29 protein-coding genes and 1 other RNA gene are annotated in these 22,776 nt (G+C 43.8%); 15 read left to right on the plus strand and 15 right to left on the minus strand.

The features are described 5' to 3' along the window. Window positions 1–30 precede the first annotated feature (30 nt). From MHN81_RS25430 to MHN81_RS25465, 8 genes are all read right to left on the minus strand, one after another. A complete protein-coding gene (locus MHN81_RS25430) occupies window positions 31–399 on the minus strand; it encodes a hypothetical protein (protein ID WP_023401972.1) in 369 nt (122 codons plus the stop codon). A gap of 319 nt (window positions 400–718) precedes the next feature. Further along, window positions 719–1,894 carry an ABC transporter permease gene (locus MHN81_RS25435; protein ID WP_239427086.1) on the minus strand — a complete coding sequence of 392 codons (1,176 nt, stop codon included), beginning with the start codon at window positions 1,892–1,894 and terminating at the stop codon, window positions 719–721. Between the two features lie 4 nt (window positions 1,895–1,898). Beyond that, a complete protein-coding gene (locus MHN81_RS25440) occupies window positions 1,899–2,576 on the minus strand; it encodes an ABC transporter ATP-binding protein (RefSeq protein ID WP_239427087.1) in 678 nt (225 codons plus the stop codon). Then, window positions 2,576–4,453, minus strand: coding sequence for an HlyD family efflux transporter periplasmic adaptor subunit (locus MHN81_RS25445; protein WP_239427088.1), 1,878 nt, complete (start codon window positions 4,451–4,453; stop codon window positions 2,576–2,578). The genes MHN81_RS25440 and MHN81_RS25445 overlap by 1 nt, the downstream gene beginning before the upstream one ends. Next, window positions 4,446–6,023, minus strand: a complete 1,578-nt coding sequence (locus tag MHN81_RS25450; protein WP_239427089.1) for a TolC family protein — start codon at window positions 6,021–6,023, stop codon at window positions 4,446–4,448. Before MHN81_RS25450 ends, MHN81_RS25445 begins: the two co-directional genes overlap by 8 nt. A gap of 321 nt (window positions 6,024–6,344) precedes the next feature. Beyond that, window positions 6,345–7,760, minus strand: coding sequence for a serine hydrolase domain-containing protein (locus MHN81_RS25455; RefSeq protein ID WP_239427090.1), 1,416 nt, complete (start codon window positions 7,758–7,760; stop codon window positions 6,345–6,347). A gap of 622 nt (window positions 7,761–8,382) precedes the next feature. Continuing rightward, a complete protein-coding gene (locus MHN81_RS25460) occupies window positions 8,383–9,357 on the minus strand; it encodes a hypothetical protein (protein WP_239427091.1) in 975 nt (324 codons plus the stop codon). Window positions 9,358–9,720: 363 nt separating this feature from the next. After that, window positions 9,721–10,314 (minus strand): S24 family peptidase, encoded by a 594-nt coding sequence (locus MHN81_RS25465; protein ID WP_239427092.1) that lies wholly within the window; start codon window positions 10,312–10,314, stop codon window positions 9,721–9,723. 172 nt (window positions 10,315–10,486) lie between these two features. Here MHN81_RS25465 and MHN81_RS25470 point away from each other — a divergent pair, with 172 nt between their 5' ends. The 15 genes from MHN81_RS25470 to MHN81_RS25540 all read left to right on the plus strand — a co-directional run bounded on the left by MHN81_RS25470 (window position 10,487) and on the right by MHN81_RS25540 (window position 18,171). After that, entirely contained in the window at window positions 10,487–10,714 is a 228-nt protein-coding gene (locus MHN81_RS25470; RefSeq protein ID WP_239427093.1) for a hypothetical protein, read from the plus strand. Between the two features lie 2 nt (window positions 10,715–10,716). Then, the gene (locus MHN81_RS25475) at window positions 10,717–12,813 is read left to right on the plus strand and encodes a Mu transposase C-terminal domain-containing protein (protein WP_239427094.1); all 2,097 of its coding nucleotides are present in this window, start codon (window positions 10,717–10,719) and stop codon (window positions 12,811–12,813) included. Between the two features lie 10 nt (window positions 12,814–12,823). Then, a complete protein-coding gene (locus tag MHN81_RS25480) occupies window positions 12,824–13,531 on the plus strand; it encodes an ATP-binding protein (RefSeq protein ID WP_239427095.1) in 708 nt (235 codons plus the stop codon). Between the two features lie 286 nt (window positions 13,532–13,817). Then, an RNA gene (locus MHN81_RS25485) (hammerhead ribozyme type II) lies at window positions 13,818–13,885 on the plus strand. Window positions 13,886–13,898: 13 nt separating this feature from the next. Next, complete coding sequence (locus tag MHN81_RS25490; RefSeq protein ID WP_239427096.1) at window positions 13,899–14,510, plus strand: DUF3164 family protein; 612 nt, start codon at window positions 13,899–13,901, stop codon at window positions 14,508–14,510. A gap of 14 nt (window positions 14,511–14,524) precedes the next feature. Beyond that, a complete protein-coding gene (locus tag MHN81_RS25495; RefSeq protein ID WP_343224739.1) occupies window positions 14,525–14,815 on the plus strand; it encodes an HU family DNA-binding protein in 291 nt (96 codons plus the stop codon). 37 nt (window positions 14,816–14,852) lie between these two features. Continuing rightward, on the plus strand, window positions 14,853–15,278 hold the full coding sequence (locus MHN81_RS25500; RefSeq protein ID WP_239427098.1) for a hypothetical protein: 426 nt from the start codon (window positions 14,853–14,855) through the stop codon (window positions 15,276–15,278). Beyond that, a complete protein-coding gene (locus MHN81_RS25505) occupies window positions 15,275–15,724 on the plus strand; it encodes a regulatory protein GemA (RefSeq protein ID WP_239427099.1) in 450 nt (149 codons plus the stop codon). Before MHN81_RS25500 ends, MHN81_RS25505 begins: the two co-directional genes overlap by 4 nt. Next, window positions 15,714–16,070, plus strand: a complete 357-nt coding sequence (locus MHN81_RS25510) for a hypothetical protein (protein WP_239427100.1) — start codon at window positions 15,714–15,716, stop codon at window positions 16,068–16,070. The genes MHN81_RS25505 and MHN81_RS25510 overlap by 11 nt, the downstream gene beginning before the upstream one ends. Further along, on the plus strand, window positions 16,058–16,306 hold the full coding sequence (locus MHN81_RS25515; protein ID WP_239427101.1) for a hypothetical protein: 249 nt from the start codon (window positions 16,058–16,060) through the stop codon (window positions 16,304–16,306). The genes MHN81_RS25510 and MHN81_RS25515 overlap by 13 nt, the downstream gene beginning before the upstream one ends. Before the next feature lie 402 nt (window positions 16,307–16,708). Then, window positions 16,709–16,906: a hypothetical protein gene (locus tag MHN81_RS25520; protein WP_239427102.1), complete on the plus strand. Its 198-nt coding sequence runs from the start codon at window positions 16,709–16,711 to the stop codon at window positions 16,904–16,906. 1 nt (window position 16,907) lies between these two features. Beyond that, a complete protein-coding gene (locus MHN81_RS25525; RefSeq protein ID WP_239427103.1) occupies window positions 16,908–17,138 on the plus strand; it encodes a hypothetical protein in 231 nt (76 codons plus the stop codon). Next, a complete protein-coding gene (locus tag MHN81_RS25530; RefSeq protein WP_239427104.1) occupies window positions 17,138–17,401 on the plus strand; it encodes a hypothetical protein in 264 nt (87 codons plus the stop codon). The genes MHN81_RS25525 and MHN81_RS25530 overlap by 1 nt, the downstream gene beginning before the upstream one ends. Further along, window positions 17,398–17,883 (plus strand): hypothetical protein, encoded by a 486-nt coding sequence (locus tag MHN81_RS25535; protein ID WP_239427105.1) that lies wholly within the window; start codon window positions 17,398–17,400, stop codon window positions 17,881–17,883. Before MHN81_RS25530 ends, MHN81_RS25535 begins: the two co-directional genes overlap by 4 nt. Window positions 17,884–17,913: 30 nt before the next feature. Then, the gene (locus MHN81_RS25540) at window positions 17,914–18,171 is read left to right on the plus strand and encodes a hypothetical protein (RefSeq protein WP_239427106.1); all 258 of its coding nucleotides are present in this window, start codon (window positions 17,914–17,916) and stop codon (window positions 18,169–18,171) included. On the opposite strand, the gene MHN81_RS25545 is transcribed toward MHN81_RS25540, so the two are convergent. The 7 genes from MHN81_RS25545 to MHN81_RS25575 are packed head-to-tail and all read right to left on the minus strand — an operon-like array spanning window position 18,168 to window position 22,764. Continuing rightward, on the minus strand, window positions 18,168–19,292 hold the full coding sequence (locus MHN81_RS25545) for a baseplate J/gp47 family protein (protein WP_239427107.1): 1,125 nt from the start codon (window positions 19,290–19,292) through the stop codon (window positions 18,168–18,170). The genes MHN81_RS25540 and MHN81_RS25545 overlap by 4 nt on opposite strands. Further along, window positions 19,292–20,275 carry a hypothetical protein gene (locus tag MHN81_RS25550; RefSeq protein ID WP_239427108.1) on the minus strand — a complete coding sequence of 328 codons (984 nt, stop codon included), beginning with the start codon at window positions 20,273–20,275 and terminating at the stop codon, window positions 19,292–19,294. Before MHN81_RS25550 ends, MHN81_RS25545 begins: the two co-directional genes overlap by 1 nt. Further along, complete coding sequence (locus MHN81_RS25555; protein WP_239427109.1) at window positions 20,263–20,487, minus strand: tail protein X; 225 nt, start codon at window positions 20,485–20,487, stop codon at window positions 20,263–20,265. The genes MHN81_RS25550 and MHN81_RS25555 overlap by 13 nt, the downstream gene beginning before the upstream one ends. Then, a complete protein-coding gene (locus MHN81_RS25560) occupies window positions 20,484–20,858 on the minus strand; it encodes a phage tail protein (protein WP_239427110.1) in 375 nt (124 codons plus the stop codon). The genes MHN81_RS25555 and MHN81_RS25560 overlap by 4 nt, the downstream gene beginning before the upstream one ends. After that, window positions 20,859–21,398, minus strand: a complete 540-nt coding sequence (locus MHN81_RS25565) for a hypothetical protein (protein ID WP_239427111.1) — start codon at window positions 21,396–21,398, stop codon at window positions 20,859–20,861. Next, window positions 21,392–22,138 carry a site-specific DNA-methyltransferase gene (locus MHN81_RS25570; protein ID WP_239427112.1) on the minus strand — a complete coding sequence of 249 codons (747 nt, stop codon included), beginning with the start codon at window positions 22,136–22,138 and terminating at the stop codon, window positions 21,392–21,394. The genes MHN81_RS25565 and MHN81_RS25570 overlap by 7 nt, the downstream gene beginning before the upstream one ends. After that, entirely contained in the window at window positions 22,135–22,764 is a 630-nt protein-coding gene (locus tag MHN81_RS25575; RefSeq protein WP_239427113.1) for an HK97 gp10 family phage protein, read from the minus strand. Before MHN81_RS25575 ends, MHN81_RS25570 begins: the two co-directional genes overlap by 4 nt. Window positions 22,765–22,776 lie beyond the last annotated feature (12 nt).

Consider the following 22,776-nt stretch of genomic DNA (forward strand, 5'->3'; position numbering starts at 1 on the left):
AACGCTTAGATGCTCGGTTTAAACCAACCTTTACTTAGTGTGCCAACCGTTTTTATCGAAGCTGGTAAAGGTGTAGGTCGCGCCACACTTCACTAGTGGAATACTTCGAGTCCAAGTAGGTACCCCATCACAGTTGCTGCCACTTTTTTTAATTTTAAGCGCGCACTTACTGCCTTTACAGGTAAAGTTTACCCCCTTACCAAACTCAACCTTTCCTTTTGAATAAGGTACAAATAGTACTTCGTCTGCACCATCAAAGGCACACACATAACCATCTGGGCCGCCGCCATCGTAAACAAGGTTTTGTACTCTAATGCTACATGTTTTACTTCCTGCAAAAGCAGAAGCTGAGGCAAACATTGCGATACCTATGCTTACCAATCCTAATTTTGATTTCATTCTTTATCTCCACTTGGCCCAACTGGCCGTTTATAGACTACGGTCATGGAATGTGCTGCTCTCTAAATATCAGCGAGGAACAACTGCCCTGTTACTTTTATTCAGAGAAATACTCCACGTTATGAACCGGGTTTTATCATGCCGATTTCATACCCTACAAAGAGCAATCAGTAGGCCAAAAAGAGATACTTCATATATTTCAAATACTTAAAATAAAGTAAAAATTTCATATAAGTAATTACCCTGAAAACTCCGCATAAACATCTAAACTAGTCCACATAGGCACTTATAAAAGCGCATAAATAACCTATATGATTTTCTAATCACATTGTAAGGCGTCGATTGGGTCCAACTTGGCAGCGTGATTTGCCGGTATAAAGCCAAAAAATATCCCGGTTAATATAGAAACACAGGAACCCATCGCAATTGGATAAATGGGGATCAAATACACCCAGTGATAGAGTGAAGCCGCCGCATAACTCGCGCCTATGCCTATCAAAACACCCATTACCCCGCCAATAGCACATAGGCAAATTGATTCGATTAAAAACTGGCTACGAATATCCCGCTTTTTCGCCCCCATAGCTCGGCGGATCCCAATCTCTTGCTTTCGTTCTGTAACTGACATCAACATGATGTTCATGATCCCCACGCCACCTAACAACAAAGAAATGCCAGCAATCATTGCCAGCATAATATCCAGCAGCTCTGTTTGTTCACGCATTTGCTCAAGTAATTGCTTGGCAGTGACTGTGTTGACGAGAATACGATCATTTAAGATGTAAAAGTGTTGATGCATCTGCCGCTCACAAACTTCTGTATCAAATTTCTCCCCTACCTTTAGCAACGCATGGTTAAAACTAGCTTGGTTGTCGCGTTTTTTAATGTAATCCTGGGTCGTGAAAATACTGGTGTTAGTAGCAAGGTTAAGTGTGTTTATATCCGGTGATTCGGTTAACACTCCAATTACAGTAAAGTGGTGTTGCTCCACCTTAATGCGCTGACCGATCAGAGCCTTTGTCGCTGTGCTAAGCCCCAACAACTCAGCAACATGTGCACCTATCACGACGTAGGGCTTTGCACCATCAAAGTGAGAAAGCTGCCTGCCTGCTGCTAGCTTGGCTTTTGTCAGGGTAAAAAACTCAGAGCTCACACTTGCCAAAGTTCCGTTCACCCCTTTATCCAATGTTACGCCTTGTGTGCTCAGCGGCGCACTTAGCTCAACGCAGTTCAATCTTTGATCTAACTCTGCCGCATGCCGAGTAGATCTAAAGGTCAATTGTTGTGTACTGATATCGTAAAGACTCAAGGTGATCAAATTTGAGCCCAAACTTCTAAATTGTCGCAGCGCTTCGTTTGATACCATTTGCCCAATGGCAACCATAGATATCACCGCGCCGATACCAATACTGATCCCTATCAGCGCCAGAAGTGTTCGTTGTTTAGTGGCAATTAAACTGCGCCACGCTTCTCTAACGTAGGCTTTTAATATCATCGTTTTAGACCTTTGGCTCAGTCGAAAGCTCACCACTTTGCATATGTAGAGTTCGATGACACTGCGCGGCAACTCGTGGATCATGAGTGATGATCACCAAGGTTATCTGCTCTTCTCGATTTAAGGTCAAAAACAGTTCCATGATCTCTTGGGCGACATGTGGATCTAATGCACCGGTTGGTTCATCAGCTAAGATTAGGTCTGGCTCTCCCACCAATGCTCTTGCGATAGCCACCCTTTGGCGCTGGCCTCCAGAGAGCTCATTTGGCTTATGTTCAGCTCGCTCCGCCATGCCTACTTTTGCCAGCATTGCCAAACTGCGCCTTTTTTGCTCCTGCTCTGAGACACCTCGATATAACAAAGGGATGGCTACATTTTCCCAGGCACAGAGCCGTGGCATTAAATGAAACGACTGAAATACAAAGCCAATTGATTCATTACGCAGTCGAGAAAGCTCATCATCAGGCATATGCATAATCGAACGACCATTTAACTCAAATTCTCCTGAGTCAGGATGATCTAGCAACCCTGCAATATTCATTAACGTTGTCTTGCCACTACCAGAGCGGCCCATAACAGCAAGCATTTCTCCCTTTGAGACAGACAACGATAAGTTATTCAAAATGGGCAAATGTGTGTGGCCGAGACAAAACGACTTACTAATATTTGTCAATTTAAGCATTAGTACTTTTCTCCAAACCCAATCACAACTTTGTCTGCTGCACTTAATCCCGAAGACACTTCTAACCCTTGAGGCAGACTGGTACGTATCTCAATGTACTTGCGAATCACTTGCCCCTGCTCAGTTTGAACCCAAACAAACTTTTTATTGCCTTCGAGTTGCACTGCTGAGACAGGAATTACCAGCGCCTCCGGGTTAGAATAAATGAGCACACGAGTATCAACAGACATGCCTATGCGGATCAAGCTGCGCTGTTGTTCTGTTAATTGCTTCACTTGGATCTGAATATTAAAAACCCGACTGCGACTCCCTTTGCTTGCTCGGGCTCGCGCATCCACGTAGTGAATTACTCCTGACAATGACAAATCGTTGAGTGCCTCAATGCGCACATCAACACTTTGTCCCGGCTTGATTTTCAACAGGTCTACCTCATTCACTTGGCTGTCAATTGATACTCCACTCATGTCGGCAATCATCACCAAAGGCTCGTTTTTAACAACTTGAGCCCCCGAGTATATCCCCCCTTTAAAAGACGGCTTTTCTTGCTTTGAAGTTGCGGGGAGGATTATGCCTTGCACTGGGCTGTGGATGTTTGCTTGCTCTACTTGCTGTGCCAAACTCTGCATTTTCTGCTCTGCGTTTTGCAAACTAAGTTGAGCTATTTTCAGCTGCACATCACTGGCAACTGACTGCTGCGCAATCAGCGATTCTTGAGCCATGGTTAAGGTAACTTCAGCTTCAGACACAGCGCGCCAATCTGAGTCCAGCTCAGTTTTGGCAACAATGCCTTTTTGAAACAGCGAGTTGGTGGAAGCATGACGCTCTTTAGCCAATTGCAGTGCTTTATTTGCTCTAACAACAGCTCTTTTGGCGTTTTTAACCTCTATACTATTTGACCAGTTTTTTAATCTTTCAAACTCTTTCAAACTTTGAAAATAGGCGGCAGTGGCATCTCTATAAGCTAACTGAATAGTGCTCTGATCTAGCTCCAATAGAAGTTGTCCTTGCTGTACAGTATCTCCATATTGAAAGTTGACATGCTCGATTGCGGCATCTAACGGCGCGTTCACTTTTACCCAGCTCAGAGGCTGTAAATTGCCAGACAAATGCAGAAAATCCTCTACTCGCTCAACTTGAGGTGAAATCAGCTGACTTTGTATGTGACTTTGTGGACCTTCCCGATCCTGCGCTTCAGGTGCAACGTTAAAAGAATAGGCGAAAAATAGGTAGAACAAACAAAATAGAGAAACCATTATCGCAGCAGTAACAGTAAGTTTCTTTGTTATTCTTTTGCTACGCACAGTGCTTTCTAGCTGATGATTATCCTTACACACTGTTGCGTAAGCCATTTGTAAGTCTTGATATTGGTTGTTCAGCTGCTCTTTTTTTGCATGCTCTGTGTCTACCTGCAATGTTTGCTCGACAACCCAGCCAGCCATACAGCTCAGCTTTTGCAACAATTGCTGGTCTTGCACTGTAAACTCTGTTGGCGCTATACCTTGGTTGGCCATTTTGTTGAGTGCCAGTACGAATCCCAAAGGCTCGCTGCTCTCATTGCTCATAATTGCCGATATACCGTTTTGGATACACAGCTTAAGTTTGGCATCTAGTTCCTGTATCAAGTCAGTACTCAAGAGCGCCTCTTGCAGCGTGAAAACAAAACTTACAGGACAGCTATCTGTCGTGATGTGAATATCTACAACCCGCGCTTCACTTTCCAGCACCCCCAAAAATTGGCTTTTTCCATGGTCTAATAAAAACACAATAGTGTGCTCTGCAGCGAGCAACTCTGCCACGGCTTGGCTCAACTTCAAGCACATATTATGCTGTGAGGGCAAAGGCTTGCGTGTTGCTTCTTTAACTTGAATACTATTCATGACTGGTCCCCCCTTCTTGATGGGGTCCAGCCGTTAAGCGATACGCCTTCATATTGTTAACCGAAATACCTGATTCTGGCTCAAGTTTGATCTGCCACGCTGTCAAAGTAGTGCCCAATTGTGCTTGCAACATGGTTAACTGGTTGAGGTAGCTTATCTGCGCAGAAATAAACTGATTTTCGGCATCCACTAATTGCGTTTCGAAGCTCACTACATGAAAGTTTGAAGACAGCCCCGCCGCCAACTTTTCTTGCTCTAGAGACAACTGCTCTCGGGTGAGTGCTAGATAACTCTTTGCGAGCTGTAGCCCCTCCCAGCCAGTTTCAATATTGCGTTTACTATTTAACAACTCAAGACGAATTTTGCTTTCTAGCTCATAAAGCGAATTTTGCGACTGATACAGAGCGATTTGCGCATTGTATAACGACTGCCTTTTAATCTTGTCGCCTATCGGAATATTAAGCTGCAAGCCAATGCTATAGTCCCCTTGGTTTAGATGACCTTGGTACGCTAACGAGTCCGTAAAGTGTCCTTCACTGCCCATTAATTGATATGACAAGTTAAGGCTTAAGTCCCAGTTTTGCTCATCGTTCGCAACGGATAAGTTAAGGTCGTTAGACCGAACATTGAGCTTAGCTTGCAAATAGTCTGGGCGATTTTTAAGCCCTGTTGTCACCATGCGAGCCAAGTTTAAATTAGGTGCTGACACAGCAAGCGGCTCTGTGAGATTTAAATTGGTGTGTTCTTCTAAACGCAGTATTTGCAATAGCAATAAACGCGCTTGATCAAGCTCGTTTTCAGCTCGCTTTAATGCCAACTTTTGGTTTGCTAATGCAGCTCTGCTTTGAACATATTCTGAATGAGATAAGCGACCAGCTTCAACTAGCGCACTATTTGTCTGTACTTGATGTTGTGCCCTTTTAAATGAGTGCTGGCTAATTTTCATCGCGTGCAAAGCTAATTGATAGCTTCGGTACTGCGTAACAACTTGACCAATCACCTCTGTTAAAAACTGCTGCATGCGAAGCTGTTGACTGAGCTCGTGCCACTTAGCCTGCCTCAATGAGGCACCAGCGACTTTAGAGCCAGCACCCCGCAACAGAGGTTGCTTGTAGGATAAAGTCAGCGTCGAGGCATACTGAGGATCAAATCCCTCATACTCATTTTTTTGTTGTGCAAGATTTAACTCTAACTGCCCACCCAGCTCGTTTTTTAGTCGGATAGAACCGCCAACAGACGTTTGCGTATTTTGCTCATGCTGCGCCAAGGTCGATGAGTACACTGAGTTACTTTGATCCCCAATAGTTATCAAATATTGGGGCTCAAATTCCTGTTCAGCTGCCTCCAGTGCAACCTTATCCGTGATGCGAGATAAATATTGATTTTGCACGCTGATATTATGTGTCAGCGCCCTATCGATTGCCTGTTTGAGTGATAGATTAACTTCTTTGGCTACAACTGTGGATGTACCAAATAAGCTAGCAGCGACAAGCAAAAGTGAGGAGAGATTACGCCGCCTCGAGCACAAATATAAGCCAGAGCTGTAATAGTAAAATAAATTGAACTGCAAAATGAAAACGCACAATGATGGAATTGAATGGTTTATCAATCAGCAATAAATAAACCACACTAAGGGCACTTTTTGATAGCATTGATACAAATAATGCCCCCTAGTGCTACACAGCAAAGTTTTGCTGTAGATGAATGATTTTATTCACTAATTCCATATATCGTTGGCAACTTAGTACAGTCGGCGCCCCCCTCAAATTTGATGCCCACTTGGGTTACATGTCTCGCTATACATAACAATACGAAACCTATCCGTAAAAGTTACTTATATAGCCGCATAGTGAAAGCACAAATCAGTTTGATACCTCATGCTTTATCTATATCAATCACTCATCCTTGCAAGTAGCTCATTAATTTTACGACGCACAGGTGACACTACATCAGATTGATTGGCCAGAATCACGACGACGTACCCTTTGTCTAGGTGCATATCAACTCTCGCATCGACCCCTAAATAGGCACCACCATGTCCAACTATACGATTGTCAGGTGTGCCTCCAATCGAAAAACCATATCCGTACCATTTGGCAGAATTATATTTAGATTTTTCGCTGTATGCAGATTCCGTCAATTCCTTATTGAGCAGTTTATAGCTTGTTAGTGCCAGCGCATAGTTATGTAAATCTTTGGCACTTGCAAAACCGCCACCAGCTGGGCTGCCTTTGACTGCACGGGTATAAGTGCTATTGACCCAAGTGTCACTGTGCATGCGCTTTAGATAACCAGTGGCTAAATTAGGCGTGGTTGAATCAAGCTCAAAACTACCTGCTTGGTGCATATTGGCTTTGTCATAAATATGCTTTTGCACGAAATCGTAATAGGACATGCCACTGACTTTTTCTATAACTAAACCAAGCATCAACATGCCTGAGTTACTGTAGCGGTTTTTAGTCCCCGGAGAAAAATGCAATGGCATGCTTGAGATAAGGGGCTTATAGTTATTCAAATCTCGATAGAGCTCTTTATTACTATTAATAAACTCCTCATTAAAAAAATTACCCAATCCTGATGTGTGAGTGAGTAATTGCCGGATAGTTATCTTATCAACCTCCCCTTTTGGTAACCAGCTGCTATCAACATAATCGGTGAGCCTATCTTCAAATTTTAACTTTCCCTGTTCAATTAAATTGAGCACTGCCAGCGCAGTGAACATCTTATTGATTGAGCCCAAAGCAAATCTCGTATCAAGTGTGTTTTTTACTCGCCACTCCCTATTTGCTAGGCCAACTGCCTGATTGAAAATAATCTCCTCATTTTTTGCAACGAGAATAACACCAGAAAATGCATCTTTTTTGCTCAAGCGTTCAGTGAATACTGATAACGCATTTGCTACCTGTTTTTTTGATAGATTGGTTTTTAGGTCTGCTTCCAAAGGCGTATTACGTAGAAAAAAATAGTTGATCCCATGAGGCTTTTTATTTTCTCTGTTAATCACCAAGGTATATGTAAGCTGGTTGTTTTTTGACAATACCAGCAAATGATCATGGCCGTTTTTTGCTGGCAGTTGCTTCAGTAACGTCAGCTCTCCATGGGTATTTTGTGTATTTAGAAATGTATCTACATGCGCATCAATGCCAAAGTCTTCAAGTGCAGTTTTTGCCATGTTATTGGTTAAGTACTCTGTGATGTCTTGCCTATCTCCAGAGTTAAATAAAGGCAAAAATGAGTCTGGTATGTTTTCTTTGGATAATACGAGACCTGATACAGTCAAAAGTAAAAAGCTGGTAAAAGTTTTCAATTTAATTTCCTTATTGTAACCTCATTGATTTAGCCTCACTCGTAAAAAGAAGACTGACAACAAGTTATAATATAAAAACACTTAAAAACAAGGGTGAATAAATAGAACAAAACTGAATAAAAAAATAAGAATAAATATAACCCCTTTTTAGTAAATACCAAAACCACGCCAAAAAGGCCAACCAAATTAAATATATAGCATTTAAAATTCAACTTTAAACTCACCGATTTTAAATGCTATATATATGCTATAAACCGCCCAAAAAAATATAAAATATTTTTAATTTCAGAATCCCTCAAAGGGATAAAACTTGTGAAGCTCAAAGCGTCCACTTTCTTTAACAAAAGTTACTTATTTATTGTCTTTGTGAGGTACATATTCTAGTGAAACTCTCTAGTTCAGGCTTTACACAAGATTACCAAGGATATGTATTAAGCCATAAAATACAAGAACCTTAGCAATAAATCCCCCCTACATCGAGATAGGATTAAATGCCAAGTCAATTTTGCGAGATAACAATATGGAGGGTTCGTTCACAGATAAGTGTAAAACATGAACTTTTCTAAGGTCAAGCGATTAACACCAAGAAAAGTTCATATCAGTTTATATATAACTCAGCCTATCACAACCCCCAAAGTATAACATTACTCATACTCTTAAGGGTCGCTTCAAGGTCTTCATCTACGTCAGTGTTGGTTAAATTCAATAAAAGACGACTATCGATATTGTCCAAACCATATATGCTATTCAGCACATTATTTTGAAAACTAACATTATACAATGCACTTCCTTTTGAGATATTCAAGCTGGTTATTGAAACATTATCAGCACTTAAATAACGTAGGGTCACTGGGATATCGACAGATGCAATATCTGTCCTATCAATAACTAAGTTGGATATAAATTCCAATTTTGAGATATCCAACTGTGTTAATTCTGTGTCCGATAAAATGACATTTGAATATTTCCCACCTTCGAATGTAATGCTGCCCAATGGATTGTCACTTACATCGAATTTAAACAAGCTGTATTGAAACTCGGGTATTACTAGATTTGTCAAAAGGTTACTAGATAAATCCAAACTCCCGTTTAATTGCCCGTAAGCTGAAAATTGCTCCAATAAGTTGTTCGACAAGTTTAACGAGCTTATGTTTGTGGTTTCCGACAAGGAAAAACTAACTAGCTCATTATTAGATAAGTCCACACTATCAAAGAGGCCCGAGAGTTCAGCTGACTTCAGCTTATTTCCAGCCAAGTTTACAGTTCTAACCTGAGACTCGGTAGTGAGTGAAATGCTTTCCAATTGGTTGTTTTTCAAGCTCAAATAAGAAGGGTTACCCAACATATTTAATTCTTGAATATGGTTATTATCAAAATTTAAAGAGCTGCCTTGTAAACTTGCCGGTATAGTTAAACTCTCAATTTTATTATATGCGACATTGAAGCTACCGCCCTGCGCATGCTCACTATCGGGCAATAACACACTTTTTATGGTTCCTTCAGATGCTTGTAAAGATCTGATATTCAAGTTTTGAGAAACGTCTAAGTTTACTAATTTATTTCTCGCAATTTGCAAAAATGATAATTTGGGCATCATCTCTACATTGAGCTCAGTCAATTGTGTATCAGAAAGATAAACATTCTGTACGTTGGAAAAATCCTCGAAATAAAGAGTATGTAACTGCGACTCTTGTGGAGTAGATCTTTATAAATCTAGAGTATGGGATGAATTGAAAATCCTAATATTTTGGAGCTAAAAAAGTTAGATAAAACATAACGCTTTGAAAATAAAGTACTTTGTAAAATCTAACTGAATTGAAATATAAAAAATGGCACGTTAATTGTTTGAGTGTGCCATTTCTTAGAGTTTATGAGGGTTTGGCGTTAATCTGATAACACTCTTGATCCTGAATTCGGATCTGATCATGTGCAGAATTCGGATCCTTTACGGATCACACTTTTATTTGATTTTACCTATTTTTCCTACAACAAGCCCTAACAGCTCATATCTATCATCATAACCAATTTCAAATTGTTGATACGAATTGTTCTCTGTTGTTGCTTTTATATAGCTGGGTAAAAACTGTAATCGACAGACAGAGATCCTGTCATTAATTCTGAGTACGTAAATTCCATCACCTGCACTTACTGTATCGGTGTTCAGCAATACCGTATCACCACTTGAGATCATTGGCTCCATTGCGTCACTTTGCACGACATAATACGCCGAATTCTGGTTAGCTGGCACAAATTCTCTGCCTATTTTGATTACGTTCTGCGAATCGACCGCTTTTACGACTGCCGTTTCCGCATCACTGCAATCAGGCTTGCCTTTGGGCTCTCCTTCACCGTCCAAAATCCACGTCAAAGACACATTTTTCTCTTTTGCCAATTTATATAGCTGAGTGTACGGAACGGAATTTCTATCCATCCACCCATTAAGCGTCTGCGGGTATGTTCCAAGTGCTTTGGCTACCTCAGTGTTTTTCGTTACCGCTAGCAAATCCTTAAGCCTTGGCAATATGTCATTTTTTAGATCTAGTTCAGTGCTCATAACTCGTGTCCCTTTTACTCGTTATTAGATTCTAATATAAAAGATACATATAAAAAATAAATATTTCTAGTATTAAAAATAAATATATCTAGAATTTATAGTTGACATTCATATACGAATCTAATAAAAATATAAACATAACGAGTAAGGAACTGCATCAAGGATAAATAAAATGATTATTCTAAAGGCTTGTCCACCATCAAAAGAGTTGTACAAGGTTGTAAGAGCTGCATACGCATTTCAAGGTAACTCACTAAACAAAGCTTGCGAAAAAATCGGAGTCGCACTCCCTAATGCTCGGCAAGCGCTCCACGGCGTTTGGGAAGGGGAAAAAGCTCAAGAGTGCGTAGATCTGCTTCTTGAGGATTGTGGGTTAGGTCAAGCTAAGAAAGAGGTTTAGTTATGGAAGTTAGCAACCCAAACTCCAATTGGATTGGCTCTTCTGTTTTAGCCCAGTTGATGGGCGTTGGAGAAAGACGAGCTCGAACGGTTATCTCCCAGGGCGAAATTGCGAATCAATCAATTAGTACAAGGGAAATACATGGCGTTCGTGGGCATGCAGGCAAAGGACTTGTAGTAAATGTTGATAGCTTACCCGAAGAGTTTAGACATAAATTCTATATGTCTCAGGTTGGCAATGACTCTACAGAACTCTCTGCTTTGGTTGCTGACACCGTGCAGCATGGTGATGTTGCTACACACAAAACAGCATACAGAATGAAGATCGCGTTATGGAGATTTGAGCTGATACGTCCGGCGCTCGAATGCGAACGACATAGTGCTCAACGTGGCGCAGAAGTAAAAAAAATCGCGGGCCGCAATTACGTAATGCCTAACGGCAACAGCAAAAAAGTCACACAAGACATGCTTTATCGTTGGATTTGTGCTTATGAGAATGGCGATCGCAATGTGAGCGACTTAATGCCTAAAGTACGCCAAGACACCGGACGCAAAAAGAACTTTATTCGCGATGTGGACAACCTAGTTAAATTGGGCCAACTGTCTCAAGGTGCGCATGAGCAAATCGAGCAAACAATAGAACGCTACGTAATCTCGCTTTGGGCCAATAACGCAAACGGTTGGCGCGTGATTTCAGAATACTCAACGGGCCGCTTGCACGACATGTTGCTCGATGCGGGCGTGTCGCAATCACAAATTGATAGCACAAAGAGCAAATGCACTGTCACGCGTGCATATGTAGAGCGGTTCAGGGCTGAATACAAACTAGTTGCAATTCATGACAATGATGCAAAGCAGTTTTTTGACAAGTATGTACCACGTATCACACGACATACCGACGGCTTACGCCCGATGGATTTAATCGTCGGAGATGTACACCCAATTGATATTAAATGTCGTCGCCCAGATGGTTCTGCTGTTTATCCGCGTGCAATCGCTTGGCACGACGTCGGCACAGGCCGTCTATGGTTTACCTTAATTATGCTAGAAAAAGGCGAAGGCGTTAGACGTGAACACGTGGCAATGTCGTTTGCATCTATGTCTGAGGCCTGGGGGCTACCCGTTCGTTTATACCTTGATAACGGTAATGAATATAAATGGACTGAAATGTTAGACGGCTTTTTAGAAATAGCCGAACTCACCAGCAAAATGAGTATTACGCTCATGGACACAGAGCGCGAACTAGGTCGCATACTACGAAGCCGACCCTACAACGCGCCAGCCAAAGCAATTGAAGGGTTGTTCTCTGTTGTTGAGCAGTATCTAGGCAGCATTGAGGGGTACGTCGGCGGCGACAGGCAAGACCAGAAAAAGCAAAATGTGGGCAAAGAGCCAAAAGCATTTTCAGGCTCTATGGACGACTTTCACGCGCAGTGTGACATTGCACTAGAGCGATACCATAAACGCGCTCAAAGCGCGCTTGATGACCGTTCACCTAACCAAAAGTATGCGGATTTCATCTCTAAAGGTTGGGGCAAGGTCGCTGTAACCAAAGAGACGCTATTGTTTGCCTTTGCTGAAACCCACAACCCCAAAATTGACCGTGGGCGCTTTCAAGTCAATGGTCATTACTACTTCCACGATGATTTATTACCGTACTCTCAACGTAAAGTAATGGTCCGCTGGGCACGTCATGACCCCTCGAAAGTATTAGTGTATGCCGATGGGCGTAACTTGACCTGTATCGCTGCGTATGACCCTGAATATGGTGTGTTAGAAGCAAAAGGTGCGAAAGAGCAAGCACGCCGCGCTAGATGCTTACAGCGCGTTATAACGGCTCGCCGAAAACATTGTGACAGACTCGACTTAGTGGTGGAAATGGCTGATTGGAACAAACGCCTACCAGATGCACCTGAGGCACCAACAGTCCAAAAAGTGAAAATCGCGAAAGATTCAGAGCTCGGCCAAGCGCTAGAAGCGATGAAACAAGCAGACCAACAAGTTCAGAAGCCGAAAAAGGTTTACGACCAATTCCTGACAGATCCAAGTAATTCATTACTCGATGACATTGGTTGGGACGATGACGATTTACCAAACTAAGGAGCAGACCATGACGATAGAAACAAATGATATTAAACGCGCAGTGCAACTGGTCAATGTGACTGCAAATTCTAATGAACGCGTTGGCCGGATAATTGGTGCGCCAGGTACGGGCAAAAGCACGATTACAAAGTATTTGAAAAATGAAATGGGCGCAATACGCGTTGCAGTGTGGAAAGACATCGGCGCAAAAGCGCTGCTTCAATTAGTGTGCGACGGCATCGGCATGTCGGTCAACAAGGCATCAAAGGATACACTGATGATACGCTTACGTGAGTTTTTGCTGGGGCAAAAAGTCATCGTAGTCATTGATGAGTGTAATCACCTGAACTGGAAACATTTAGAGTTGTTACGCTACTTGCCCGATGAATGTGAGGTGACGCTCATCCTATCAGGAACGCGCATCTTTGAAGAGCAGTTCAGTATGGGGAATAACAAAATCTACCTCGAACAGCTAACAGGCCGCATCGGTACTAAACAACTCCACATTTCCACAATGAATGTAAAAGAGATTGCGGGCTATGTGCTTAAACCACATCTATCCCAAGAAGTAACAAGAGATTTAGCAAAACATTTTTATCAGTTCACACAAAAAGGCAATTGGCGAACAGCGAACGCACTAATGACGCAGTGTCTACGCATTTTACAAGATAGCCCATTGGATGAACTTACCAATGAGATTATCAGCACCGCTGCATCAACATTGAGGGATATATAATGAATTACTTAACACTAGTAAAGCAAATCACCGAAAAATCAGGCGCGAGTGAAGCAGACGTTCGTAGCGTTTTAGAAGCACTTGCAACCACATTATCAGAAAGCTACGCCAACAATGACCCGGTTGTGTGGCCCCAGGTTGGCACATTTCACGCCCGACTAGTGCCAGCCAGAAATGGACTCACAGGCAGAAGTCAAACAAAGTGCTACGTGCCAGGTCATTACGTGTATCACTTCCAAGCCAGCGGCGCGATGAAAAATGCAGCACAGCAAATTCGAAACAAACTGAGCGAAACCTCAGCGTAACGTTGAGGTCTGCCGGGTGTGGTTGCCCGGCACTGATGAGCAGCCAATTTAAGGAGATTACAGTGGAACACATACCTGAGGGCTTCGTAATGGATGCCAAGGGCAACCTAGTCGCCAAAAAGAACATTAAGGAGGTCGATTTACTACGCAGTGAATTAGTAGAAAAACTGGTCGCCAATGCAACAGAACAGCAAAAAATACTCACACAGTTTAAAAGTGGTGCATTCATAGAAGTAGATGCCTTTGTTGACCTATCCGCCAGTGAATATGGCGAGCAGTTAGGTGGCAAAAAGGGAAATATCACGCTTTTGAATTTTAACGGCACGCAAAAAGTGACGGTTCAAATCTCGGAACGCCGCACTTTTGATGAACGCCTAAAGGTCGCTAAAGACCTCATTGATGAGTGTATACGAGATTGGTCCGATGATGCCGACGAGAGAGTTAAAACCCTCGTTGAACATGCATTTCAAGTGGATAAACAAGGGCAAGTATCTATCAGTCGTATTCTGGGGTTACGCAAGCTTGATATGCGCGACGCGCGGTGGGATAACGCCATGAAAGCCATTGCAGACAGCATTCAGATAACTGACAGCAAGGAGTACATTCGATTTTATAAACGCAAAAACAGCGATGAAAAGTTCGAAGCGATATCACTGGATATCGCAGCAATCTAGCAATTTACTTAACCATAAAACAGGATATACACATGAACAAAACACAGCTCATTCAAGCAATCTCAGAAGATGCAGGTATCAAACTAAAAGATGCAGAAGCGGCACTAAACGCATTTACGGGGGCTGTTACTTACACGCTAAAAGCTGGCGACTCTATCGCACTTGTAGGTTTTGGCACATTCAGTACATCGATGCGCGAAGCACGTGTGGGACGCAACCCAAAAACTGGCGAGAGTATTGATATTGCCGCTGCAATCACGCCTAAGTTTAAGCCTGGTAAGGCACTTAAAGACGCGTTGAACTAATAACCAGGGGCCATGGCCCCTCAACTAGGAGGTGTTTATGATTTCAAAGGAACAATGGGATTCAATAGAGCAAACGCTATCAATGATACATGGCCGCGTTGAGTTAGAATATGGCGACCATAAAATTACATTGTATCGTATGGCATTGGACGAGTGCAGATTAGTTATCATGGTATACATTGACGGTGCCTATCACCCCGCGTGGGGCTTTTCAAGTTCGAAAAAATACAAGCCACTTGTTGAATCAATTTGGCGTCGCCGAACAAAAGCTTATTACACGCAAAAGCAACAAAAGGAATTTATGAAAATCTGGGGAGGTAAACGAGCTGCATTAAAAAGCTTTCCTAGATTATTTGACAAAGCAGTTTGGTTTGAGCCGTATTTTCCTAAATTCTCAACGATCAAAAGCCAGTATAAAAAAATTGAAGCGCTAGAGCTAAAAGACAAGGAGTGTTTGGCATGAATCGTAACGCATACTATGGCTTGATACACAAAGGCGCTGCGCAATTGTTGGGGTTAAATCAAATGCTACAGCCAGACGCAGATCAAACGTACAGAAACTGGTTATATGACAAAACGAGAAAACGTTCATGTAAAGATTTGTCGATAGGCCAGCTACGTGCGTTAAAAGCTGAACTAGAAAATAAAGGTGCACTCCCTAAGCAAAATATGCCACCTCAGCGACAACCCACGCCAGTAAAGACGCAAATGCAAAACACGAACGCACCGACTGAGCGCCAATTTAAAAAGTTACTCGCCGTTGTGAGAAGCAAGGGGTGGTCCGGGTTGGGCTCGGAGTATTTGAAAGGTTTTATTCGTCGCACTACAGGCGTAGAGTCCGTTTATCAGTTGGACAAACGCCAAATGTCTAATGTCATCACTGGGTTGGAGAAATGGCATGCAAAGTAACTATTCAGAGGTATTAAAAACACGCTATGGCTCATTGGCACAATTAGCACGTTTGTGTGGTATGGATCGCACGACTCTCTATCGTGTACTTGATGGTAAGTATACGGGGGATATAAATCCACATATTAAGACTATTAACACTCAACTTGAAAAGGACAGCGTGGATTTGCGTCTTGATGCAGAAGAACTAATCAAAGTGACGGTGCCAAGAAACATTCTAGGTCGCATCGAGTCGCTTATTGGCACAGTACGTACTGTCTCTAACCATTGTCCGGAACGTACAAAGGGAATTATGGAATTGATTGAGTATGAATTGGAGGATATATGTCAAACATGCGAACAATAAACGATCAAGAAGTGATAAACCCTGAATCGGTGGAAGACGTTGAAAATATCCTTCGCCAGCATTGGCCGGATGGTTGGATCCCCGCCAAAGAACTTTTTGAACGCTTTAATATCAATCAAATAGATAGAAATCACATCAAATCTCATCTAGGCAATGTGGATGTATTTAAAATTGCGGATATGGCCGATTTAATTTGGGATAACTCAAACTATGGAAAAGCAGACGCAGCAAATTAACCTTGCCCCGGCCAATCGCAATGTGGCCGGGTGCGCTCGTACGCGTTCAAGAAAATTTAAAACACTGGAATGTTTTGCTGTACGGTTTCACGGCTGGTACGTGTTTGTATCAGACTCAAACCGACCTACAGAACCTAAATCTGGCGACCAACTATCCTTGTTCTAAGCTTAAGTTGTTCGCCTTTCCCTTTTTTCCTTCAATGCATATCTGCTCACTAGTCGGGTTTTGAATTTCAAATTTAATCCCACTGTTTGTTAAACACCAACTCATGCCACTCTCCAAGTTAATAACGATTGAACGGCTAGCTTATTGGTAGATAAAAATAGACATTGCTGTACAGCAATCCAACAAGCGAGTGTGCGATAGCATAAAAGCCTAATTCATAAAACTCGGAGTAATATATGCAATCCCTTACACCTGAACATGACAAACGCCCAATGAATGAAAACGGTCTGCACCCAGACGTAAAAGCAGCCTATCACTATGGTAATTCGGTTTCTCACACCAGTGATTTGAAAACACCGCGCGCTTGGTATGGCTGGGCACTAAGAGAGGCTTTTTTAGCCGGAGTTAGTCACGCTCAAAAAGAGGGGAACTAACATGGAAATGCTAATACATATAATTGCTGGGTTGGTGCTGATACTGATATTGGCGCTGGGTGTTATGGTGTTCATCTCAAGTGAATTAAAATACCAGATGTTTAACACCCCCTGCGCAACCCCTGAACAAAAAGCGCAAATGACGGCCATTTATAGCCGAACCAGACGTACAGTATTGGCATCATGCATTGTCGCGGTGCTAGCGCTAGGCTACTGGTTACTTAAAAATTGATGTGTACACAGCCAGAAAAGCAATTTTGCCCGCATTGTGGCCTAGAGTTAAGCGGCAATATACATGCAAACACACTTGAAGCTTGGAATCGTTTCAATTGTGAATACGACAGCACCATAGACCTGTACCCGCCGCTCAGTGAAACGGTAATAAACACGCAAAGACTGGCTCAACTTTACCAACAAAAAGCCTCTTTACTTGCACACATAGAGCGTTTGGAAACGAGAAACCAAACGCTTGCTTATCAAAAGGAAACGCTATGAAAATATCAGATGACGCGCTATTACAAGCTATATGGCAATTACAGTTAAAGATGCTCAGTAAACGTGTGGTAAGTCGCAGTTGCTATGTGGGTTGTTCGGTAGTCCAAAACGACGAATATAACTATAAAAGTCAGTCCGATATGTCGATGCATTTGTGCCACAGAGTATCGGACAAAATCGGGAAACAACAAATTAGAAAACGCATTAAGCGATTGATCACATTTGGTTTAGTCGATTGGGCTTATCAAAACCTGACATTTCACATCAACTCACCGCAAGCCAAACAGGCGTTTGAATATGCTCGGGCCTTTTGGCTGTCTCACGGGGTGCCGGAATATGGTCACAGTATCACAATGACGGAAGATAAAATTCAGCATTTAGAATCAGCGTGCTTCGAAGCGCTGATGAGCAAGTTTAAACATGTTGAACTAATAGCCTTATATGATAAGTTCATTACATGCGGCAGCGAGAAGACAAAATAGCAAAATGTCACTGACATTTTGGGGGAATGTATGACGACATTTCATCATGTCACAGAAGGCGAATTTGTGCGCTTGCTTCAAACACACACTTTGCACAAATTTATAGCACAAGAAAGCGCGCAGTTTAAAGGAAAATATCACTTAGTTGGCATCGCCCCAGCGGCGCGCACCGCCTATGCCATTCGCCAAGGCCGCATCAATGAGCTCAGGAAATGGCGTTTGGATAATCTGGGGGGCTTTTTATCCAAGCATGGTGTACGCACGTTTGAAGTGCAAAACAACCTTTAGCGCGCATGCTCATCAATAACCGCACTGGTAACCGTCACGGATGTACAAACTGGGAATTGTGTTTTTGTTAAGGGCGTGTGCGTCAATGTTGTTGTTACGCGGTACACGCCTGGTAAAGTTTGGCATGCTGCGACTAATTCTTCCGGGACAATATCTCGCCCAAGTTGCTCTTGCCAATGACGCGTGATCGTGTTCACTTTGTCTTTTGCGCTTTGCTCACTCACTGCGGCCATCACAGATTGATTGCGATAGAACTGCAGCGTTAACTCGACGGAATAAAGCATAGGCTCAGGCAAACCCAATGTGACCCTATCACCAATGGGCCGGACTTTTTTATCTGTGAGCGTATCTAAGATGCGTTGCTGCATGGCTTGATCTGGTATTTGTCCCCCTTTTAGCAGTGCGGTGACTTCAATTTGACTGGGACCTGGGCTCTCGATAGTCGCATCCACAATGTCTTGATGCGCTGAGCGGGTATAAAATAAATAACTGTCCTCGGAGCCTGCGGTACTGAATTTGGCCGGGGCGAGTTGCAAGCGAGCCCGGTACGCCTCATCGTGTTCAATATTTACGCCGCCTGATGATGTATCTATGTTTTCCACCTGCTGTACATAGGCCAGTGATTGTGTCAGTTGTTTGATCTCCCCGGGTAAAAAGCCATTCCCCCCAGTGCCTGCGGTGCTGCACATCACAATGGCATCAATGGATGACTGGCCGACAGCGACCGTTTTCATATCTTGCAACACAAACACGGTTTGATTGTCGTTAGCGCGGATCACCGTGTTAGCTGGAATACTAAAAGGCTGCGTATGCCCGCCACATTTGAACGTCACATGAGTTTTTGCATGTGTCGCGGGTAAACGCGGTGTGTCCATAAATTGGCCGTATTGGTCAAGACGCGCTCCTACTGCACAGGCCAGTAGGTTTTGCAGTGATTCATAGTTGATCTGCTGGCGTAACAAATCCCCCTCATAGGCGATTTGCTCCAGCAAAAAGGTCTCAGGATACGTTGGTTGTGGGTAGACGCCGGTCGTATCTTGATACTGTTGTTTAAGACGCGCTAAGCGTTCTAAAAAAGAGGTTGAGTCTAACTCTGGTGGGGGTAATTGTGTGACGTCCATTATAACTCCTTCACTTTAAGGTTGATGCGGGTAGTCCAGCCAGTGGTACTATTTATCGTGGTGGTAACTTTTTCGGCTATCCAATGTGTGTGAAGTTGCCCAGCGCCAGCAATACGCACCTCAGTGCCCGCATCAATGGCGGTGCCGACCAACACCAATGACCCTTCGCCGCCAGCGGTTTTGTTTTCAGCGCTAAGCCCTGCGCGGCACTTGCTCACCGCGTCATTCAAGTCATTGGCGATGTCATGTAATGTGAGTGTGCGATCGCCTGGCATGGTCGTATTGTGCTCAGTGTGCGTAATGAGCATCTTTTGATGCACATCGTAATATTGCATCGTCGCGCGGGCGTAACCTTTACGTGGGCTGATTTCAAAATCGGCAACTTTGAGCCGCGTGTCATTGGATAAATCAATGTTGAACTCACCAACATCTATGCGTGCCATAAACAACAAATTGTCGCCTTTGATTGAGTAGTAGTGGTCATATTGCTTGCTCAGGCGTTGTAATAGTTGGTGTGCGGACTCGTTGCGCATCTCTACCCGTGCCAGTGGTACATCTTGCCCGGCCACATGGGGTATAAATCCAGACTCTGACGCAATCGCACGCACGACGTGATGTACAGATGTGTTAGTGAATGCACGGTTTTGTACTTTGTCTAAGGCATCGCGGTTTATCTCTTGGGCCAATGCAGAGACCACCATGACAGTCGGGTTAACACGAATACTCAGCTTATCAATGGTATATTTGCCGACAGGCCATCGGCCAGCACTGGAAACGATGACGGGCTCTATCACATCACCATGTTGCGGGTGCCATTGGTCCAAAAAGCGGCCATCTTGATTGTTGAGTCGCAGCGTAATTTCATCTCGACCGCCCTCGATGGAATCAGTCAATGTAAACTCTTCGATAAAGGCCGAAAGGTTGTGTGTGACATCCTTATTGGCCCAGGTAATGTGTAATTGTGTGCGATTTAGCGTCGCCAAGGGGCTGCTCCTATTGTCGGTGCTGGAATTTGCTGCATGTCTGGCAGCTTAATGATGAGCCCGCCCGGCAAGGTGGCTGCAAATCGGATGGCTGGTACAAGCTGTGAATTTAGCGCAATGATGTGTGTCACCGTGTCCATATCAGCGCGTTTGAGCGTGCGGCTCGCAAGCTGATCCCATCGCTCATTTTCCAAACTAATCGTGGTGTTCATGGGCGTACTTCCACCAATATCACGGAAATTTTCATCTCGCGAGTGTGACCTGTTGGGGCTGTGTTGAGTAAATCTTGTTTCAACTCTTTAATCGCAAATTGTCCGATTTGCTTTCCACCAATAATCAGTGCCCCTATGGTGCCGATTTGCGCCGCGCTGTGTAATTGCTCATACATGCTGTCAGGGGTAGTAAATCGGCTGTTTAGGTGCCAGGACATATTGAGGGTGTGTTCGTCTTCACCCATAAATTCATGGGCAGGATAGCGATTGATCAAGTTATGTGGCACCACATTATACTTACGCGCGCTGGCAAGCTTATCCGGGCTAGATGTGGTTTCAAATATCATACTTCCCCAACTTCCCCAGCGCATTTATTTCACCACCAGTGGTGCGCTGTCGCCGCGCTCAAACGTTACTTGTTGCAGGGTTGGCGGGGTGTGACGTCTAAGTACATGGATACACAACCAAAATTCCCAGTCTTCACGATAAAGAAACAGCTTGTTGTCATCGCCAATACGGGCAAAATCACCGCTTTGCTTTTTGGGATCCATTACGCGCCCATACTCAGATAACTCCAACTCGTCATCCACACATTGCGGCGCAGCGCAGTGTGTTGTGATGTTATTGTCAGAGTTGAAGAACTCCGCAACGTGTACGGCCCGGCGCAGTGCTTTTTTAGTTAGGTTTAGGTTCTCGTTACCCCCTTCTAGTCGCCAACTAAACACCACTTTTATACGTGCATCGTACGGTACATCCGTTTGTCCCATTTCCTGACTCAGAGGGACTAACTCAACGATACCAGGTAACAAACTGAAATAATTGGTGCTACTGGCTTTTGACGGCTCTATTACGCCCGGAATGTCTAACAGCCCAGTGAGCTGCTTTTTCAGGTCTTCCAAATGCTCTAACATGCGATGTCCTCCTGACTTATGCCAAACCGTTCACAAGCCACCGCAAAGTTGCATTCTGTCAGTTCTACGCCAACAAAGGGGTTGCGCCCCTCACATGCAAGACCAGTTGAGCCAGAGCCCATAAATGGATCTAGAATGGATTTGCCGGGTGGCACTATTTCAATTAAATCATGCATGAGCGCGACGGGTTTGCCTGCAATATGGAACTTTCCGCCTTTTTGTGAAGAATGAGTAAAACAACCTGGTAATGGTGGTCGGGTTTTCGCTGCTTCACTCAATCCGCCTTTGGTACCCCACACCACATATTCACACTGTGGGCGAAATTGCCCTTTTTGTGGTCGAGTCGCTTGCGTCTTATCCCAAGGCACAATGCCGCGTTGAATAAATCCCGCTGTTTGCACTGCGGTGCAGGTTAAGGGGAGTTGACGCCAATCTGTAAAAACCAGCACAAATGCGCCAACTTCTAGCACTCTGTAACAGTCAGTGAGCCACAAATTCATCCAAGCTAATTGACTAAGTTGATCGCGATTATCTCCGACAAATTCAGGATACAGATGTTTAAACCCTGTGCCTTGGTATTTAGTGCTGGTTTTTTGAACCCTATCACTGCGGTGCAAACCGCCAGAGCTGTATGGATTGTCTGTTACCAACGCGCCAATACTCGCATCTTCCAATGTTCGTAAATAGGCGAGCGCGTCGCCGTTGACGAGTGTATTGTCCTTATGTTTTATGATTTTCATTTTAATGCTCCCGACATGTAATTTTTAACAAATGCGTTTAGTTCTGTTTTGCTTTGATCCGTCAATCGCATAAATCGCCGCGCTGGCACCTCCACCTCTTTTTTTCGGTAATACAGCAAATATGCAGGCCGCAGTTTTTTGCCATCTTTACCAATCTTGGCGGGCAATTTAACGCCCAGACCTTTTTGCCCAATTGGCGGTGTGCCAAGCACTGACCCACCGCGCCAGGCGATAGACCAGCCTTTTGCCTCAAGGGCGCTTAAAAACCCGCGTACGCCTTTGATGTTGGTTTGCAACTTCACCTGTCGCGTGGCGGGGATGGTCAACATTTTCGCCTTCTTGGCACGGATAACGCCGCCATCGTTTAATAGTTGCGCATGGGCCTTATTGGTGCCCACTAACAGCGTATCGTTGCGGGTGGTATACGTAATACTGGCCCGAAGCTCTCCTGAGTCTTTAAGCGGTCCTTTATTGCCCTTCAAGCGTTTTGTTAAAGGGCTGTTGCTCGGCTCACTGAACTCCGTGATGTTTTGCTGCACACTCGCTGCAACCAGCGGCCCAATGGCCTCAGGCAATCCGTTTGCTGCGCGCTCAAATTTATGTAACGAACTAAGAAACTTTTTCATACCGCCAGTGTG

It is taken from the genome of Pseudoalteromonas sp. Of7M-16 (genome assembly GCF_022347805.1).
Classification (GTDB): Bacteria; Pseudomonadota; Gammaproteobacteria; order Enterobacterales; family Alteromonadaceae; genus Pseudoalteromonas; species Pseudoalteromonas luteoviolacea_F.

Bases quoted from the DNA above. Each gene is read 5' to 3' on its own strand.
- MHN81_RS25430 (WP_023401972.1), bottom strand. From the start codon at position 399: ATGAAATCAAAATTAGGATTGGTAAGCATAGGTATCGCAATGTTTGCC.
- MHN81_RS25435 (WP_239427086.1), bottom strand. From the start codon at position 1,894: ATGATATTAAAAGCCTACGTTAGAGAAGCGTGGCGCAGTTTAATTGCC.
- MHN81_RS25440 (WP_239427087.1), bottom strand. From the start codon at position 2,576: ATGCTTAAATTGACAAATATTAGTAAGTCGTTTTGTCTCGGCCACACA.
- MHN81_RS25445 (WP_239427088.1), bottom strand. From the start codon at position 4,453: ATGAATAGTATTCAAGTTAAAGAAGCAACACGCAAGCCTTTGCCCTCA.
- MHN81_RS25460 (WP_239427091.1), bottom strand. From the start codon at position 9,357: ATGATGCCCAAATTATCATTTTTGCAAATTGCGAGAAATAAATTAGTA.
- MHN81_RS25465 (WP_239427092.1), bottom strand. From the start codon at position 10,314: ATGAGCACTGAACTAGATCTAAAAAATGACATATTGCCAAGGCTTAAG.
- MHN81_RS25470 (WP_239427093.1), top strand. From the start codon at position 10,487: ATGATTATTCTAAAGGCTTGTCCACCATCAAAAGAGTTGTACAAGGTT.
- MHN81_RS25475 (WP_239427094.1), top strand. From the start codon at position 10,717: ATGGAAGTTAGCAACCCAAACTCCAATTGGATTGGCTCTTCTGTTTTA.
- MHN81_RS25480 (WP_239427095.1), top strand. From the start codon at position 12,824: ATGACGATAGAAACAAATGATATTAAACGCGCAGTGCAACTGGTCAAT.
- MHN81_RS25500 (WP_239427098.1), top strand. From the start codon at position 14,853: ATGATTTCAAAGGAACAATGGGATTCAATAGAGCAAACGCTATCAATG.
- MHN81_RS25505 (WP_239427099.1), top strand. From the start codon at position 15,275: ATGAATCGTAACGCATACTATGGCTTGATACACAAAGGCGCTGCGCAA.
- MHN81_RS25510 (WP_239427100.1), top strand. From the start codon at position 15,714: ATGCAAAGTAACTATTCAGAGGTATTAAAAACACGCTATGGCTCATTG.
- MHN81_RS25515 (WP_239427101.1), top strand. From the start codon at position 16,058: ATGCGAACAATAAACGATCAAGAAGTGATAAACCCTGAATCGGTGGAA.
- MHN81_RS25520 (WP_239427102.1), top strand. From the start codon at position 16,709: ATGCAATCCCTTACACCTGAACATGACAAACGCCCAATGAATGAAAAC.
- MHN81_RS25525 (WP_239427103.1), top strand. From the start codon at position 16,908: ATGGAAATGCTAATACATATAATTGCTGGGTTGGTGCTGATACTGATA.
- MHN81_RS25530 (WP_239427104.1), top strand. From the start codon at position 17,138: ATGTGTACACAGCCAGAAAAGCAATTTTGCCCGCATTGTGGCCTAGAG.
- MHN81_RS25535 (WP_239427105.1), top strand. From the start codon at position 17,398: ATGAAAATATCAGATGACGCGCTATTACAAGCTATATGGCAATTACAG.
- MHN81_RS25540 (WP_239427106.1), top strand. From the start codon at position 17,914: ATGACGACATTTCATCATGTCACAGAAGGCGAATTTGTGCGCTTGCTT.
- MHN81_RS25545 (WP_239427107.1), bottom strand. From the start codon at position 19,292: ATGGACGTCACACAATTACCCCCACCAGAGTTAGACTCAACCTCTTTT.
- MHN81_RS25555 (WP_239427109.1), bottom strand. From the start codon at position 20,487: ATGAACACCACGATTAGTTTGGAAAATGAGCGATGGGATCAGCTTGCG.
- MHN81_RS25560 (WP_239427110.1), bottom strand. From the start codon at position 20,858: ATGCGCTGGGGAAGTTGGGGAAGTATGATATTTGAAACCACATCTAGC.
- MHN81_RS25565 (WP_239427111.1), bottom strand. From the start codon at position 21,398: ATGTTAGAGCATTTGGAAGACCTGAAAAAGCAGCTCACTGGGCTGTTA.
- MHN81_RS25570 (WP_239427112.1), bottom strand. From the start codon at position 22,138: ATGAAAATCATAAAACATAAGGACAATACACTCGTCAACGGCGACGCG.
- MHN81_RS25575 (WP_239427113.1), bottom strand. From the start codon at position 22,764: ATGAAAAAGTTTCTTAGTTCGTTACATAAATTTGAGCGCGCAGCAAAC.